Source organism: Saccharopolyspora sp. 7B (assembly GCF_020177435.1).
Lineage (GTDB): Bacteria > Actinomycetota > Actinomycetes > Mycobacteriales > Pseudonocardiaceae > Saccharopolyspora_C > Saccharopolyspora_C gregorii.
This window is the reverse complement of sequence record NZ_JAIUKC010000133.1, coordinates 16,214-32,029: the sequence shown is the minus strand read 5'-3', so window position 1 is coordinate 32,029 and position 15,816 is coordinate 16,214. Positions and strand designations below refer to the sequence as shown.

The 15,816-nt window shown below is 71.4% G+C and carries 10 protein-coding genes and 1 riboswitch; of the genes, 4 read left to right on the top strand and 6 right to left on the bottom strand.

All coding sequences use genetic code 11. From position 1 onward, the window contains the following. Positions 1-93 precede the first annotated feature (93 nt). From LCD33_RS20665 to ald, 6 genes are all read right to left on the bottom strand, one after another. The gene (locus tag LCD33_RS20665) at positions 94-3,816 is read right to left on the bottom strand and encodes a multifunctional oxoglutarate decarboxylase/oxoglutarate dehydrogenase thiamine pyrophosphate-binding subunit/dihydrolipoyllysine-residue succinyltransferase subunit (RefSeq protein WP_224967355.1); all 3,723 of its coding nucleotides are present in this window, start codon (positions 3,814-3,816) and stop codon (positions 94-96) included. A gap of 363 nt (positions 3,817-4,179) precedes the next feature. Continuing rightward, a complete protein-coding gene (locus LCD33_RS20660) occupies positions 4,180-7,905 on the bottom strand; it encodes an ABC transporter ATP-binding protein (protein WP_224967356.1) in 3,726 nt (1,241 codons plus the stop codon). Between the two features lie 389 nt (positions 7,906-8,294). Further along, positions 8,295-9,143: an ABC transporter permease gene (locus LCD33_RS20655; RefSeq protein WP_224967357.1), complete on the bottom strand. Its 849-nt coding sequence runs from the start codon at positions 9,141-9,143 to the stop codon at positions 8,295-8,297. Beyond that, positions 9,143-10,153 (bottom strand): ABC transporter ATP-binding protein, encoded by a 1,011-nt coding sequence (locus LCD33_RS20650; RefSeq protein ID WP_224978165.1) that lies wholly within the window; start codon positions 10,151-10,153, stop codon positions 9,143-9,145. The genes LCD33_RS20655 and LCD33_RS20650 overlap by 1 nt, the downstream gene beginning before the upstream one ends. 127 nt (positions 10,154-10,280) lie before the next feature. Further along, complete coding sequence (locus tag LCD33_RS20645; RefSeq protein ID WP_224958287.1) at positions 10,281-10,775, bottom strand: hypothetical protein; 495 nt, start codon at positions 10,773-10,775, stop codon at positions 10,281-10,283. A 358-nt stretch (positions 10,776-11,133) separates the two neighbouring features. Further along, positions 11,134-12,249: an alanine dehydrogenase gene (ald, locus tag LCD33_RS20640; protein ID WP_224978164.1), complete on the bottom strand. Its 1,116-nt coding sequence runs from the start codon at positions 12,247-12,249 to the stop codon at positions 11,134-11,136. Positions 12,250-12,452: 203 nt separating this feature from the next. Beyond that, a riboswitch (glycine riboswitch) is annotated at positions 12,453-12,547 on the top strand. Between the two features lie 142 nt (positions 12,548-12,689). Between ald and gcvH the strand changes: the two genes are divergently transcribed. From gcvH to LCD33_RS20620, 4 genes are all read left to right on the top strand, one after another. Beyond that, positions 12,690-13,064, top strand: coding sequence for a glycine cleavage system protein GcvH (gene gcvH / locus LCD33_RS20635; protein ID WP_224958289.1), 375 nt, complete (start codon positions 12,690-12,692; stop codon positions 13,062-13,064). A gap of 24 nt (positions 13,065-13,088) precedes the next feature. After that, the gene (locus tag LCD33_RS20630; protein WP_224978163.1) at positions 13,089-14,441 is read left to right on the top strand and encodes an L-serine ammonia-lyase; all 1,353 of its coding nucleotides are present in this window, start codon (positions 13,089-13,091) and stop codon (positions 14,439-14,441) included. Between the two features lie 334 nt (positions 14,442-14,775). After that, positions 14,776-15,294, top strand: a complete 519-nt coding sequence (locus LCD33_RS20625; protein WP_224958291.1) for a MarR family winged helix-turn-helix transcriptional regulator — start codon at positions 14,776-14,778, stop codon at positions 15,292-15,294. 1 nt (position 15,295) lies between these two features. Next, complete coding sequence (locus tag LCD33_RS20620) at positions 15,296-15,715, top strand: organic hydroperoxide resistance protein (protein WP_224958292.1); 420 nt, start codon at positions 15,296-15,298, stop codon at positions 15,713-15,715. Positions 15,716-15,816 lie beyond the last annotated feature (101 nt).

The window sequence follows — 15,816 nt, the reverse complement described above, 5'->3', positions numbered from 1 at the left end:
CAGGAAGGTTCCCTTCATCGCACCCCTCCGGGTGCGCAAAGAACGGGCCGCCGGTTCCCGGAGGAACCGACGGCCCGCGATCGTGCGCAAGGATCAGGCGAAGGCGTTCTGCACCACTTCGGCCTGCTCCACGTCGTGCACGGCCTTGAGACCGGTGGCCGGGGCGGCCATCGGACGCCGCGACACGCGCTTGAGCCCGCGCATCCGCTCGGGGAACAGCTCCGGCAGCGCGAGGCCGAGGAACGGCCACGGGCCCTGGTTCGCCGGTTCTTCCTGCGCCCACCGGATGTCGGTGGCGTTCGGGTAGCGCTCCAGCAGCGCGCCGAGCTTGCGGTGCGGCAGCGGGTACAGCTGCTCGAGCCGCACCACGGCGGTGTCGGTGTGGCCCTGCTTCTCCTTCTCGGCGGCGAGGTCGTAGTAGAGCTTGCCGGAGCAGAACACGATCCGACGCACCGCCGACGGGTCCGGCTGCGCCGGGTCGTCGATCACCGAGGTGAACTTACCCTCGGTGAAGTCGGCGACGGAGCTCGTCGCGGCCTTCATCCGCAGCATCGACTTCGGCGTGAACACCACCAGCGGACGGTGGATGCCGTCCAGCGAGTGCCTGCGCAGCAGGTGGAAGTAGTTCGCCGGCGTCGACGGCAGCGCCACCGTCATCGACCCCTCGGCGCACAGCTGCAGCCAGCGCTCGATGCGGGCCGAGCTGTGGTCGGGGCCCTGGCCCTCGTGGCCGTGCGGCAGCAGCAGTACCACGTCGGAGCGCTGCCCCCACTTCGCCTCACCGGACGAGATGAACTCGTCGATGATCGACTGGGCGCCGTTGAAGAAGTCGCCGAACTGCGCCTCCCACAGCACCAGCGCGTCCGGGTTGGCCACGGAGTAGCCGTACTCGAAGCCCATCGCCGCGAACTCGGACAGCGCCGAGTCGTAGACGAGGAACTTCGCCTGGTCCTCGCCGAGGTTCTGCAGCGGCGTGTACTCGGTGCCGTTCTTCCGGTCGATGAGCACCGAGTGCCGCTGGCCGAAGGTGCCGCGCCGCGAGTCCTGGCCGGTGAGCCGCACCGAGCGGCCCTCCATCGCCAGCGACCCGAACGCGAGCAGCTCGCCGAAGCCCCAGTCGATCTCGCCTTCGCGGGCCATCTTCGCGCGCCGCTCCAGCACCGGCTTGACCCGCGAGTGCGGGGTGAAGCCCTCGGGCAGGTCGACGTGCGCGTCGGCGATCCGCTCCAGCGTGGCCGGGGAGATCGCGGTGACCAGCTTCGTCGGCACCTGCTGCTCGGACTCCACCGAGGGGCTGGGCTCCGGCGGGTGCTTCTCCAGCTCGCGGACCTCGTTGAACACGTGCTCCAGCTGGGAGGCGTAGTCCTTGAGCGCCTTCTCGGCTTCTTCGACGGTGATGTCGCCGCGGCCGATGAGGGACTCGGTGTAGGTCTTGCGGACGCTGCGCATCTTGTCGATCGCGTCGTACATCGACGGCTGCGTCATCGACGGGTCGTCGCCCTCGTTGTGCCCGCGGCGGCGATAGCACACCATGTCGATCACGACGTCCTTGCCGAACGCCTGGCGGTACTCCACGGCCAGCTTCGCGACCCAGACGCACGCCTCGGGGTCGTCGCCGTTGACGTGGAACACCGGCGAACCGATCATCTTCGCCACGTCGGTGGAGTACTTGCTGGACCGCGAGTGCTCCGGGGCGGTGGTGTAGCCGACCTGGTTGTTCACGATCACGTGCACGGTGCCGCCGGTGCGGTAGCCGCGCAGCAGCGACAGGTTCAGCGTCTCGGCGACCACGCCCTGACCGGCGAACGCGGCGTCGCCGTGCAGCAGCACCGGCAGCACCGTGAAGCCTTCCTGGCCCTTGTCCAGGATGTCCTGCTTGGCGCGGACGATGCCCTCCAGCACCGGGTCCACGGCCTCCAGGTGCGAGGGGTTCGAGGTCAGCGACACCTTCGTCTCGCCGTCGCCGAACATGCGGAAGTACTTGCCCTCCGCGCCCAGGTGGTACTTGACGTCACCGGAACCGTGCGCCTGGCCCGGGTCCAGGTTGCCCTCGAACTCGCGGAAGATCTGCGAGATCGGCTTGCCGACGATGTTCGCCAGCACGTTCAACCGGCCGCGGTGCGGCATGCCGATGACGACCTCGTCGAGGTCGGCGGCGGCCGAGGAGTCCAGCACCGCGTCCAGCAGCGGCACCACGGTCTCGGCGCCCTCCAGCGAGAACCGCTTCTGCCCGACGTACTTGGTCTGCAGGAACGTCTCGAACGCCTCGGCGGCGTTGAGCTTCGAGAGGATGTACTTCTGCTCGGACTGCTCCGGCTTCTCGTGCGGCTTCTCGACCCGGTTCTGCAGCCACTCGCGCTCGTCCGGCTCCAGGATGTGCATGTACTCGACGCCGACGGTGCGGCAGTACGAGTCGCGCAGCACGCCCAGCACGTCGCGCAGCGACATCCGCTCCTTGCCGGCGAACCCGCCGACCGCGAACTTCCGGTCCAGGTCCCACAGCGTCAGGCTGTGCGAGAGGACGTCGAGGTCCTCGTGCCTGCGCTGCCGGTAGTTCAGCGGGTCGATGTCGGCCATCAGGTGGCCGCGGGTGCGGTAGGCGTCGATCAGCTCCAGCACCCGGGCGGTCTTGTCGACCGCGCCCTCCGGGATGTCCTGGGTCCAGCGGATCGGCTCGTACGGGATGCGCAGCGACGAGAAGATGTCGTCGAAGAACTTGTCCTCGCCCAGCAGCAGCTGGTGCACCTTGCGCAGGAAGTCACCGGACTCGGCGCCCTGGATGACCCGGTGGTCGTAGGTCGAGGTCAGCGTCACGATCTTGCTGATGCCCATGTCGACCAGGGACTTCTCCGACGCGCCCTGGAACTCGGCCGGGTAGTCCATCGCCCCGACGCCGATGATCGCCGACTGGCCCTTGGTCAGCCGCGGCACCGAGTGGTTCGTGCCCGACGGGCCCGGGTTCGTCAGCGAGAACGTGGTGCCCGCGAAGTCGTCCGCGGTCAGCCCACCGGTGCGGGCCTTGCGGATGATGTCCTCGTAGGCCTGCCAGAACTGCTGGAAGGTCATCTCCTCGCAGCCCTTGATGGAGGCAACGACGAGGTTGCGCGAGCCGTCCTTGGCGGGCAGGTCGATCGCGAGACCGAGGTTCACGTGCTCCGGGGTGACCGCCGCGGGCTTGCCCTTGGCGTCCTCCCCGTAGTGGCGGTTCATGTTCGGGTAGTCCCGCATCGCCCGCACCAGCGCGTAGCCGATGAGGTGCGTGAACGAGACCTTGCCGCCCTTGTTCCGCTTCAGGTGGTTGTTGATCACGATGCGGTTGTCGAACAGCAGCTTCGCCGGGACCGCCCGCACGCTCGTCGCGGTCGGCACCTCCAGCGACTGCTCCATGTTCTTGGCGATCGCCGCGGCCGCACCGCGCAGCGGCTTCGTCTCCTCACCCGCACCGGAGCTCTTCACCGGAGCCGCCTTCGCGGCCTGCTGCGGGGACGGCTTCGGCTCGGCCGCCTTGGCCGGCTTCGGCGCGGGGGCCTGCGCCGCGGCGGCCGGGCGAGCCTGCCCGTTGCCCTCGCTGCGCGTGGCCGTCGCAGTAGTCGTTCCCGACACCGTTGTCGTCGTCGCGGTCGACCCGGCTCCTGCCGCGGCGGTGGAGTTGTCAGCGGCTACCGAGACCGAGGTCGCCTGCCCCGGCTTGTAGTCGGCGAAGAACTCGTGCCACGCGGAGTCCACCGAAGCGGGATCTTGGAGGTACTGCTCGTACATCTCCTCGATCAACCACTCGTTGGGGCCGAACTGTGACGCAGGGCTGCTGCTGGACACGGCTGGCGTTCGCCTCGATCCATCTGCTCGTGATGTACACACACTCAAGTACCAGGCTAGCGGTCCGTTTAGTGCGGTTGGCACACAGTGCGGGCCTGGTGGAGAAGAGCTCGGTCACAGGATCGATCAGGAAAGTCCCTCACCAGGCAAACATGACCCGTTCGGGCGTGGTCCTCGATCACTGGCATCCGTACTATGCGCCGACTCGCCGCCCGTGCTCCGGTCGGCCTCCGCCCCGTCTGTCGCCTGCGGACGGCACAACGTTTCGGTCACGACCGCTGTTCTCGCCGTTCGGGACGACCCGGTCCGACCGGCGAGAACAGGTGACGCGGCGTGCCCGGGCCCACCCGTGCGGTGAGCACGTCAGGGGGAGGTGCGAAGCGGGTCCTGCGCCGAGTCACCGGGCCGCACCGGCTCGTGATCGGGCCCGCCCGGCCCCGGCGCATGATCACCGGCCCGCCACAGCCGCGCGTAGTGGCCGTCCCGCGCCAGCAGCTCCGCGTGCGCACCGTCCTCCACCACGCGGCCGCCGTCGACCACCACGATCCGGTCCGCCCGCGCCGCCGTGCCCAGCCGGTGCGCCACCACGAACGTCGTGCGCCGCGCCGCCAGCCGATCGCTGGCCGACACCACCAGCGACTCCGTCGCCGGATCCAGCGCGGCCGTCGCCTCGTCCAGCAGCAGCAGGTCCGGCCGCACCAGCTCCGCCCGCGCCAGCGCCACCAGCTGCCGCTGGCCCGCCGACAACTCCCGGCCGCGCTCGCCGACCTGCTGGCGGAACCCGCGCCGCAACATCGCGATCCCCGGCAGCGCACCCACGTCCCGCGCCGCCGCCTCCACCTCCGCGTCCGACGCCGACGGCCGCCCGTAGGCGATGTTCGCGGCCACGTCCCCCGCGAACAGGTAGCCCTCCTGCGGGACCACCGCCAGCCGGTGGTGGAACCCGGACAGCTCGTAGCGGCGCACGTCCACCCCGTCCACCAGCAGCTCGCCGTCCGTCACGTCGTAGAACCGGGCCAGCAGCTTCACCAGCGTCGACTTCCCCGCACCCGTCGGGCCCACCAGCGCCACCGTCGTCCCCGGCTCCACCCGCAGCGACACTTCCCGCAACGCGTCCCGCTCCGCACCCGGGTAGCGGAACGACACCGACCGCAGCTCCACCGCGCCCGCCAGCCGGTCCGGCACCGCCACCGGCGCCGCGTCCTGCGGCACCGACGTCGGGGTCCGCAGCAGATCTCCGATGCGGCGCAACCCCACCCGCGCCTGCTGGTAGCCGTCGAACACGCCCGACAACTGCTGCACCGGCGAGAAGAACATCCCCAGGTACAGCAGGAACGCCACCAGCACCCCCGCGGTCAGCTCACCCGAGGCGACCCGCGTCGCGCCCACGCCCAGCACCGCCGCCTGCGCCAGCTCCGACAGCAGCGCCGTGAACGGGAAGTACGTCGCGATGTAGCGCTGCGCCCGCAGCCGCGACCGCCGGTACGCGTCGCTGCGCTGCGCGAACACCTTCGCCGAATAGCGCTCGCGGCGGTGCGCCTGCGCGACCCGCAGCCCCGACACGTTCTCCTGCAGGTCCGCGTTGACCGTGCTGACCCGCTCCCGCGCCTCCGCGTACGCCGTCGACGACACCCGCCGGAAGATCACCGTCGCCACCACCAGCGGCGGCAGCACCGCCAGCGCCACCAGCGCCAGCGACAGGTCCGTCACCAGCAGCGCCACCGCGATCCCCACGATCGTGAACGCGCTCACCACCGCCGTGGCCAAGCCCGTCTGCAGGAACGACGACAACGCGTCCACGTCCGTCGTCATCCGCGTCATGATCCGGCCCGCGAGTTCCCGCTCGTAGTAGTCCAGCCCGAGCCGCTGCAGGTGCGCGTAGCTGCGCACCCGCAGCAGGTACAGCAACGTCTCGCCGGTGCGGGCCGTCACCACCGTCTGCACCTTGATCACCAGCCAGCTCACCAGCACGATCACCGCGCCGACCGCCGTCACCAGCCACAACGTCCCCGGATCCCGCGCGTCCACCCCGCCGTCCACGCCGTGGCGCACCAGTGACGGCAACGCGACCGACCCCAGCGCGTCCGCCGCCACCAGCAGCACCGTCAACGCCAAGCCCCACCGGATCGGCCGCAACAACCGCGCCAACCGGAACCCCGGATCGGGCGCCGTCGCGTCCACCCCGGACAGCCGCGGCGCCGCCACCGCCGGCGGCAGCGCGCGCAGGCCCTCCGCCAGCTCCGGGGTCAACGGCGTCGCCGCACCCGAACCGCCGCGAGTGCCGCGCACCCCGCCCGGCACCGCCACCGCGCGCGTCCGCTCCGGTTCCTCCGCCGCCGGCCACAGCTCGGCGGTCGGGGCCGCATCGGCCGGCACCGGATCCGGCTCCGCCGCACCCGCCGCGTCGATCTCCTCCCCGGGGCCGGCCAGCAGCGAGCGGAACAACCCGCACCGCTCCCGCAGCTCCTCCTGCGTGCCCACGTCCACGACCCGGCCCGCGTCCAGCACCGCGACCCGGTCCGCCAACGCCAACGTCGACCGGCGGTGCGCGATCAACAACGTCGTGCGCTGCGCCGTCACCGACCGCAAAGTGTCGTGGATCGCCGCCTCCGTCGCCGGATCCACCGCCGACGTCGCATCGTCGAGCACCAGGATCCGCGGATCCGACAGCAGCGCCCGCGCCAACGCCACCCGCTGGCGCTGGCCACCCGACAACGTCAGGCCCCGCTCACCGACCAGCGTCCCGTAGCCCTCCGGCAGCGCCGCGATGAAACCGTGCGCCTCCGCCGCGCGCGCCGCCGCCTCCACCTCCGCGTCCGTCGCGTCCGGGCACCCGTAGGCGATGTTCCCGCGGATCGAATCCGAGAACAGGAACGCCTCCTCGAACACCACGCCCACCGCCGAACGCAGCGACTCCAGCCGCAGGTCCCGCACGTCGTGCTCGGCCCCGCCGTCCGCCGCGCCGATCCGCACCGCACCGTGCTGCACGTCGTAGAACCGCGGCAGCAACAACGACACCGTCGACTTGCCCGACCCCGCCGGACCCACCAGCGCCACCGTCTCGCCCGGCTCCACCAGTAGCGATACGTCCCGCAACACCTGCTGGTCCCGGGTGTAGCCGAAACCGACCCCGTCCAGCCGGACCCGCAGCGGCACCTCCGGCAGAGCCACCGCACCCGGCCGGTCCCGCACGTCCGGCCGCGAATCGATCAGGTCCGTGATCCGCTCCATGCCCGCCCGCGTCAACTGGCCCTGCACCAGCACGCTCGCCATCATCCGAGCCGGGCCGCCCAACATCGCCACGTACGCCGCGAACGCCACGAACGTGCCCAGCCCCACCTGGCCGTGCAGCGCCATCCAACCGCCGAGGCCCAACACCCCCACCTGGCCCGCCGCGGGCAGCACCGACAAGCTCGCCTGCGGGAGCGACGTCATCCGCGCCGTGCGCAGCCGCTCCGCGAACAACCGGCGCGCACCCGACTCCAACCGGGCCACCTCGCGGGCCTCCTGGCCGAAGCCCTTCACCACCCGGACTCCGGACACCGTCTCCTCGACGTGCTGGGCGATGTCCGCCGCCCGCTGCTGCGCCGACCACGTCGCCGGGAACAACCGCTTCTTGCTGCGCGCCGACACCGCCGCGATCAACGGCACCACCACCAGCACCACCGACGTCAGCAGCGGCGACAACCACACCATCGCCACCAGCGCGAACGCCATCAGCACCACGGTCCCGGCCGCCAGCGGCACCATCGACAGCAGCGCATTCACCAGCTGCAGATCGCTGATCGCCCGCGACGCCACCTGGCCCGTGCGCAACGCGTCCTGCTTGCCGCCGTCCAAGCGCTGCACCGAGCCGAACACCGCGCGCCGCAGGTCGTGCTGCACGTCCAGCGCCAACCGGCCCGCTGAATAGCGGCGCACGAACGCCGCCCCGAACCGGAACACCCCCAGCCCCGCCAACGCCGCCGCGAACCACCACAACCGATCGGTGCCGCCCGCCACCGCGTCGTCCACCGCCGCCTTCGTGATCAGCGGGACCAGCGCCTCCAAGCCCACCGCCGCCACCGACGCGCCCAACGCCAGCAGCATCGCGACCGGGTGCCGCCGGCAGGCGGCGAACAATCGGCGGATCCAACCAGGACGGGAACATTCGCTGCCGGAGTCGCTCACCAGGCCAGGTTAGGTGCCGGGGACGACGGGGATCCGGGGGCGCGGCGGCGGCGCACCGGCGCTCACCTGAGCGAGGAAGGGAACCTTCCGGTCATCGGTGTGAGGAAGGGAACCTTCCTGTCACGGGTGCGAGGAAGGGAACCTTTCGATCACGGGCGGGATGAGGGGAACCTTCCTGTCACGGGTGCGAGGAAGGGAACCTTTCGATCACAGGCGCGATGAAGGGAACCTTCCTGCCACCGCCCCGCACGAAAGAGGGGACCTCCCCACTCGAGCAGGAAGATCCCCTCCGATCGAACAGCGCCACCTCAGGTGATGTCGCGCCGCCCGCTGAAGTACCAGCCGCCGAGGACGAACAGCGCCGCGTACCCGGCGAAGGTCAGCATGCTCAGCCACCACGGATGCCCGTAGGACCCGCCGAAGACGAAGTGCAGCACCTCGAACAGCCCTTGCGGCACGTACTGCTCGTCGGGCCCGGCGGTGGCGCTGATGAAGATCGGCACGGCGAGGTTGCCGACGATCCCGCTGCCCGCGGCCCCCGGCAGGTAGGCGCTCACCCCGGACGCGTCGGAGCCGACGAGGAACAGGTCGACGATGAACTCGAACACGAACTTGTAGACCAGCAGCACGATGATCACGATCACCGGGTTGGCGACGAGGGCGCCGAACCCGACGCCGAGCAGCGTCCACAACACCATCGCGAGGAGCCCGGCGGCGCACACGATGAGCCAGTCCGGACCTTCGCCGAACCCGTCGAGCCCGGCGCCCGCGATCGCGCCGAGGCTCGCCGACAGCACGTTGACCAGCCCGTACAGCAGGCCGAGATTGGTGTAGGCGATGAGCTTCGCCCCGAGCACCGCCCCGCGCGGGTTGCCGGTGAGGTACGTGGTGGTGATGCTCTTGTTCCGGTACTCCCCGGCGAACGCCAGCGCCCCCACCAGGCCGGCGAAGATCGTGCTGAAGTTCGTCGACATCGACATGGTGAGCAGGCCCAGCGGCAGCGGCCGCCCGATCTCCTGCTCGATCGAGGACATGTAGCCGAACCCGGTGCCCATCCAGCTGGCGCCGAAGCTCAGCAGCGCCACGGGGATGAGCAGTGCCCACCACAGGTTGGTGGTGAAGAGCTTCCGGAACTCGGACTTGACCAGGCCGTCCATCAGGCGCCACCTCCGAATCCGCCGTGCTGCTGGTACGGGTTGGGGCCGCCGGGCGGTGCCCAGCCACCGGTGCCGGGTGGCGGACCGCCGGGCGGGTGCTGGTTGCCGACGTACTGGCCGCTGGTGAGCTGGAAGAACAGCCGTTCGAGGTCGACCTGCTCCTCCTGGATCCCGTAGACGGCGACCCCGGCCTGCAGGGCCAGTTCGGCCACCGACCGGGAGTCGGAGCCGGTGACGGCGATCCGCCCGTCGGGCAGCGGTTCGACCGCCAGCCCGGCCGCCTGCAGCGCGTTCACCAGCGCCTGCGGATCACCGGCCTGCACGAGCACCCGGTTGCGCTGCTGCGCTCGCAGCTGGTCCAGGTCGCCGTTGTAGACGCACTCGCCGCGGCTCACGATCACCACGTGGTCGACGGTGTGCTCCATCTCGCGCAGCAGGTGGCTGGAGACGAGCACGGTGCGCCCGGACGCGGCGAACGACTTCAGGAAGCCGCGCAGCCACGCGATGCCCTCCGGGTCGAGCCCGTTGGCGGGTTCGTCCAAGATCAGCACCTGCGGATCGCCGAGCAGCGCCGTGGCCAGCGCCAGCCGTTGCCGCATGCCCAGCGAGAACCCGCCCGCGGCCCGGTTCGCGGCGCCGGTCAGCCCGACGAGGTCCAAGGCGTGGTCGACCTGCTGGTCGGGCACGTTCATCGCCGCCGAATAGCAGCGCAGGTGGTTGCGCGCCGTGCGGGACGGGTGGAAGCTCTGCGCCTCCAGCACCGCCCCGACCACGGTGGCGGGGTTGCGCAGCTGCGCGAAGGGCACCCCGTTGACGGTGGCGGTTCCCGACGTCGGGTTCACCAGCCCCAGCACCATGCGCAGCGTCGTCGTCTTGCCGGATCCGTTCGGGCCGAGGAACCCGGTCACCACACCGGGGTGAACGGCGAAGCTGAGGTCGCGGACCGCGCTGACCGGCCCGAAGTTCTTGCTCAGGTTCTGCACCAGGATCCGGCCGCTGCCGTCGTGCACACGCTCCTCCATCGTCGCTCGGCCCCGCCGGGTGCTCGCGAGCGCGGGACGCGGACGATCACGCTCGGGCGCGGGGCCGGTCCCATCCTGCCTGACCGGCCCGCCCCGACAGGGAGGAGTTCGGAAATCAACCGGTCCCGTGCTGCGGCCAGGCGATGGGCCGTTCCGGCCCGGGCCGGCGCGCTGCGGTGGGCCGGCCGTCCTCGGGGCGGGGGGAGCGGTGGTGGCGGACCGGCGCGCTGCTCGGCCAGCGGCCGGTGGGCTGCCGCCCCTCGGCGTCCGGGTCGGGCTCGTCCGCCGGGCCGTGGCGGCCGGTCGGGGCGGCGGGCGCGGTGCGGTCGCCGATGAGGCCGCGGTGCACCATCAGCCACGACTCGCACGGCCAGCTGCGGCTGCGCACCGCGCCGGAGCAGGCGGGGCAGCGGCCGTCGGCATCCGGGTGGTGGGCCTCCAGCAGGGCCCGGAGCCCGCTGGTGAGGCGGTGCAGCTCTGACCTGGCGACCGGTAACAGCTCCTCGGTGCCGCCTTCGATGGCCACCCGCTCCAGCCGGGCCAGCCGGTCCAGGACGGCCTCCCGCATCTTCGCGTCGTCCACGTGCCACTCCCCGCGTCGTACGGTCATCGCGCGCGCTGATCGGGGCGGAGAACGCGGGCCCCGGTGGCGCCCGCGACGAGCACCGCCGCAGATCGCCGCGGCTTGGCGCACTCCCATCGGCAGCTCACCCGGCCGACTGCACCGAACTCACTCGGTCGAGTGGACTTCCGGTTGTGGCGGGGAACCGGGCGTTCGTCACGCTGCGCACGTCGGAAATCAAGCGTTCGTGTCCTACACTGGGACCTGGCGGCCTGCTCCCGGTGACCCCCAGGCCGGTTGAGCGGGCCGCCCTCTAACCCCTTCCGGGGTCTTCTCACCTCCGCGAGTGAAACTCGCCGGTCTCGCCGCGCAGTGGTCTCGGATGGTCTCGCGGTTGCGGATCCGCTCAGACCAGCACCGCGTCCGGGGCCGTGCTCGGCAGCCCGTGCGCCAGCGCCACCGCCTCGCTCACCAGCAGCCCGCCGTGCGCGTTCAAGCCCCTGGCCAGCGCCGCATCCGCCCGGCACGCCGCCCGCCAGCCCTGATCGGCGATCCGCAGCACGTACGGCAACGTCACGTTCGTCAACGCGTACGTCGAGGTGTTCGGCACCGCGCCCGGCATGTTCGCCACGCAGTAGAACACCGAACCGTGCACCCGGAACGTCGGATCCTCGTGCGTCGTCGGCCGCGAATCCTCGAAGCACCCGCCCTGGTCGATCGCCACGTCCACCAGCACGCTGCCCGGCTTCGACCGCGCCACCAGCTCGTTCGACACCAGCTTCGGCGTCTTCGCACCCGGCACCAGCACCGCGCCGATCACCAGGTCCGCCGCCCGCACCGCCGACTCCACCGCGTACGCGTTCGACGTCACCGTGCGGATCGCGCCCCCATGCGCCGCGTCGATCTCCCGCAGCCGGTCCACGTCGGTGTCCAGCACCTGCACCTGGGCGCCCATGCCCGACGCCACCCGCGCCGCGTTCAACCCGGCCACCCCGCCGCCGATCACCACCACCCGCGCAGGCGGTACTCCGGGCACGCCGCCCGGCAGCACACCGCGACCACCCTGCGGGGTCAGCAGCGCCTGCGCGCCGACCTGCGGGGCGAGCCTGCCCGCGACCTCGCTCATCGGCGCCAGCAGCGGCAACTCGCCGCGCGCCGTCTGCACCGTCTCGTAGGCGAGAGCCGTCACCTCGGCGCGCAGCAACTCGTCCGTCAACTCCGCCGACGCCGCCAAGTGCAGGTAGGTGAACAGCACCTGGCCCGCCCGCAGCCGCGGGAACTCCTCGGCCACCGGCTCCTTCACCTTCAGCACCAGCTCGCCCTCGGCCCACGCGTCCGCCGCGGACGGCACGATCGTCGCGCCCGCCGCCGCGTAATCCTCGTCGGGGATCGACGAACCGAGCCCGGCGCCGGCCTCCACGAACACCGCGTGCCCCCGCACGGCCAGCTCGTGCACCCCTGCCGGCCCCCCCGCCACCCGGTACTCGTGGTTCTTCACCTCACGCGGCACTGCGACCTTCACCCGGTCCGCCTCCCGACACCACGACCGAACACCGACCCCAGCATCATCCGCCCGGCGCCCGCACCCCGCCGCGAGGAAGGGAACCTTCCGGTCACCGGTGACAGGAAGGTTCCCTTCCTCGCTGTGATCCGGGCGGCTGGGCGTTGACACCCGCCCACGTCCGTTTATCGTTGCCGGGCACGACCACAACCGCACAGCGCCGCAGAACCCGAGCGGGAGAGACCCTGCGCAACGCAGGGCGCCGAAGGAGCAAACCCTCCCCGCAAAACTCTCAGGCACCCATGACCGCTCGGGCGAGGCCACTCTGGAAAGCGCGCGCCCCGGCGCCGCACCCACGGTGCAAGCCGCGAACCACCGCGGCGAAGCTCTCAGGTCCCGAAACAGAGGGGGAGGCCCGCGAACCCAGGGCACACCCGTGCCCGCGATGGTGAGGAGCCTCCATGTCCCTGCCCGAACGGCTGCGCTACACCGAAGAGCACGAGTGGATCGAGGACCGCGGCGACCTGGTGCGCATCGGCATCACCCCGTACGCGGCCCAAGCGCTCGGCGACATCGTCTACGTGCAGCTGCCCGAGGTGGGCGAGCGGATCGAATCCGGCGCCTCCTGCGGTGAGCTGGAATCGACCAAGTCCGTCAGCGACCTGTTCGCGCCCGTGACCGGCGAGGTCGTCGCCGTCAACGCGGCCGCCGCCGACGACCCCGCGGTGATCGGCTCTGATCCGTTCGGCGAGGGCTGGCTGCTCGAAGTGCGTGCCGAGCAGACCGGTGCTGTGCTCACGGCCCAGGAGTACGCCCAGTTCACCGGTGGTGAGTAGGCCGGGGCTGAGGGGGGCGGAGCTGTGACGATCAGCGTCTTCGACCTCTTCTCGGTGGGCATCGGCCCGTCGAGTTCGCACACCGTCGGCCCGATGCGGGCGGCGCGGATGTTCACCGCGCGGCTGCAGGACGACGGTCTGCTCGGTCAGGTCGACAAGGTGAAGGCCGAGCTGTTCGGTTCGCTCGGCGCGACGGGGCACGGCCACGGCAGCCCCAAGGCGGTGCTGCTCGGCCTGGAAGGGCACGACCCGGAGACGGTCGACCCGGCCGCCGTCGCACAACGGGTGGAGACGATCCGCGCCGACGGCAGGTTGTTGCTGGCGGGGGAGCGCGACATCCGGTTCTCGGTGGACCGCGACCTGGTGATGCACCGGCGCAGGTCGCTGCCGCTGCACCCCAACGGGATGCGGTTCGCGGCGTTCGGCGCAGGTGGGGAACTGCGGTCCGCGGTGTACTACTCCGTCGGCGGCGGATTCGTCGTCGACGACGAGGCCACCGGCACCGACCGGATCAAGCCGGACGAGACGCCGGTGCGCCACCCGTTCCGCACCGGCGACGAACTGCTCGCCCGGGTCGCCGAATCCGGCTCCCGGATCAGCGACGTCATGTTCGACAACGAGCTGTCCTGGCGCTCCGCCGAGGACGTCCGCGCCCGGCTGCTGCACATCTGGTCCGTGATGCAGGAGTGCGTCGACAACGGGTGCCGCAACGACGGGGAACTTCCCGGCGGGCTGCGGGTGAAGCGGCGCGCCGCCGCGCTGCGGGCGAACCTCGGCGAGCAGGACGACGCCATGGAATGGCTCACCCTGTTCGCGCTCGCGGTCAACGAGGAGAACGCGGCAGGCGGACGGGTCGTCACCGCGCCCACCAACGGTGCCGCCGGCATCGTTCCCGCGGTGCTGCACTACTACGTGCGCTTCGTGCCGGGGGCGAACGAGCAGGGCGTCATCCGGTTCCTGCTCGCCGCCGGTGCCATCGGGGTGCTGTTCAAGGAGAACGCGTCGATCTCCGGTGCCGAGGTCGGCTGCCAGGGCGAAGTCGGTTCGGCCTGCTCGATGGCGGCCGCCGGGCTCGCCGAGGCGATGGGCGCGACGCCGTGGCAGGTGGAGAACGCCGCCGAGATCGCGATGGAGCACAACCTCGGCCTCACCTGCGACCCCATCGGCGGGCTGGTGCAGATCCCGTGCATCGAGCGCAACGCCGTCGCCGCGGTCAAGGCCGTCACGGCGACGCGGATGGCGCTGCGCGGCGACGGCAGCCACTTCGTGTCGCTCGACAAGGTGATCAAGACGATGCGGGAGACCGGGCGCGACATGAAGGTCAAGTACAAGGAGACCGCTCGCGGGGGGCTCGCGGTGAACGTCATCGAGTGCTGAGAGCGCTTCGCCCGCCCGGCGCTCGAAACCGCGCGGGGCGGTGGGAGCAGGGGAACCTTCCTGTCACGTCGCAGGCGTGGACCACCGGCGTGGGTCGATGCGAGCGGGGGAACCTTCCTGTCACCGGTGCGATGAGGGGAACCTTCCTGTCACGCTCGGCCTCGTCCGGAGCCGTGGTGGCCGGTGTGGTGGAGTGCGGCGGTGGTGTTCCGGCGGGCCGCGCGGTGGTGGTTCCGGATGACGGGGAGGTTCCCTTGCAGAATTTAGGATGCGCACAACTCAGTTGCGCGCAACTTGAATTAGGGCTAATGTCGGCCACGTGCAGGAGGCGGGGATGAGCGCGGACTCGGCGCTGTCGCTGGACCAGCAGGTGTGCTTCGCGCTCTACAGCGCGTCGCGCTCCTTCACCAACCTGTACCGGCCGTTCCTCGACGAGCTGGGACTGACCTACCCGCAATACCTGGTGATGCTGGTGCTCTGGGAACACGACTCGCTGGCGGTCAAGGACCTCGGGGCGATGCTCAAGCTGGACTCCGGGACGCTGTCGCCGCTGCTGAAACGGCTCGAAGCGAGCGGACTGGTGGACCGGCGGCGCAGCACCCGCGACGAGCGGTCCGTCGAGATCGGACTGACCGAGCGGGGGCGGGAGCTGCGGCAGCACGCCGAGCAGATCCCGAACCGGGTGCTCGCCGCCAGCGGCATGGAACTCGAGGAGGTGCTGGCGCTGCGCTCCACGCTGCACCGGCTCACCGCCAACGTGGACCAGGCCGCGCACCGGGCCAGGGCCGCCGTCGCCGACGGCGTCCCCATCACCGACGAACTCCTGCGCGGGACCACGACACAAGGAGACTGAGATGGCAGCGTTGTACACCGCCGAAGCGACCGCGACCGGCGAAGGGCGCGGCGGCCGCACCCGCTCCTCCGACGGAGTGCTCGACCTCGACCTGGCGGTCCCGCGCGAGATGGGCGGACCCGGTGGCGACTCCACGAACCCGGAGCAGCTGTTCGCCGCCGGTTACGCAGCCTGCTTCCACAGCGCGCTGCAGCTGGTCGCCCGCAAGGCGAAGGCGAACATCGCCGACTCCTCGGTGACCGCCCAGGTCGGCATCGGCAGCAACGGCGCGGGCGGGTACGCGCTCGAGGTCACGCTGTCGGTCAGCCTCCCCGGCGTCGACCAGGAGCAGGCCCGGCAGCTCACCGAGCAGGCCGACTCGGTGTGCCCGTATTCCAACGCCATCCGCGGGAACGTCCAGATCGACCTCGCGGTCGCCTGACCTCCGCTCGGCGGCCCCCCCCCCCCGGGCCGGGGGGGGGGCGGGCCCCCCGCCCCCCCCCCCCCCCCCCACAACCCCCCCCCCCCCCCCCCCCGCGCGGC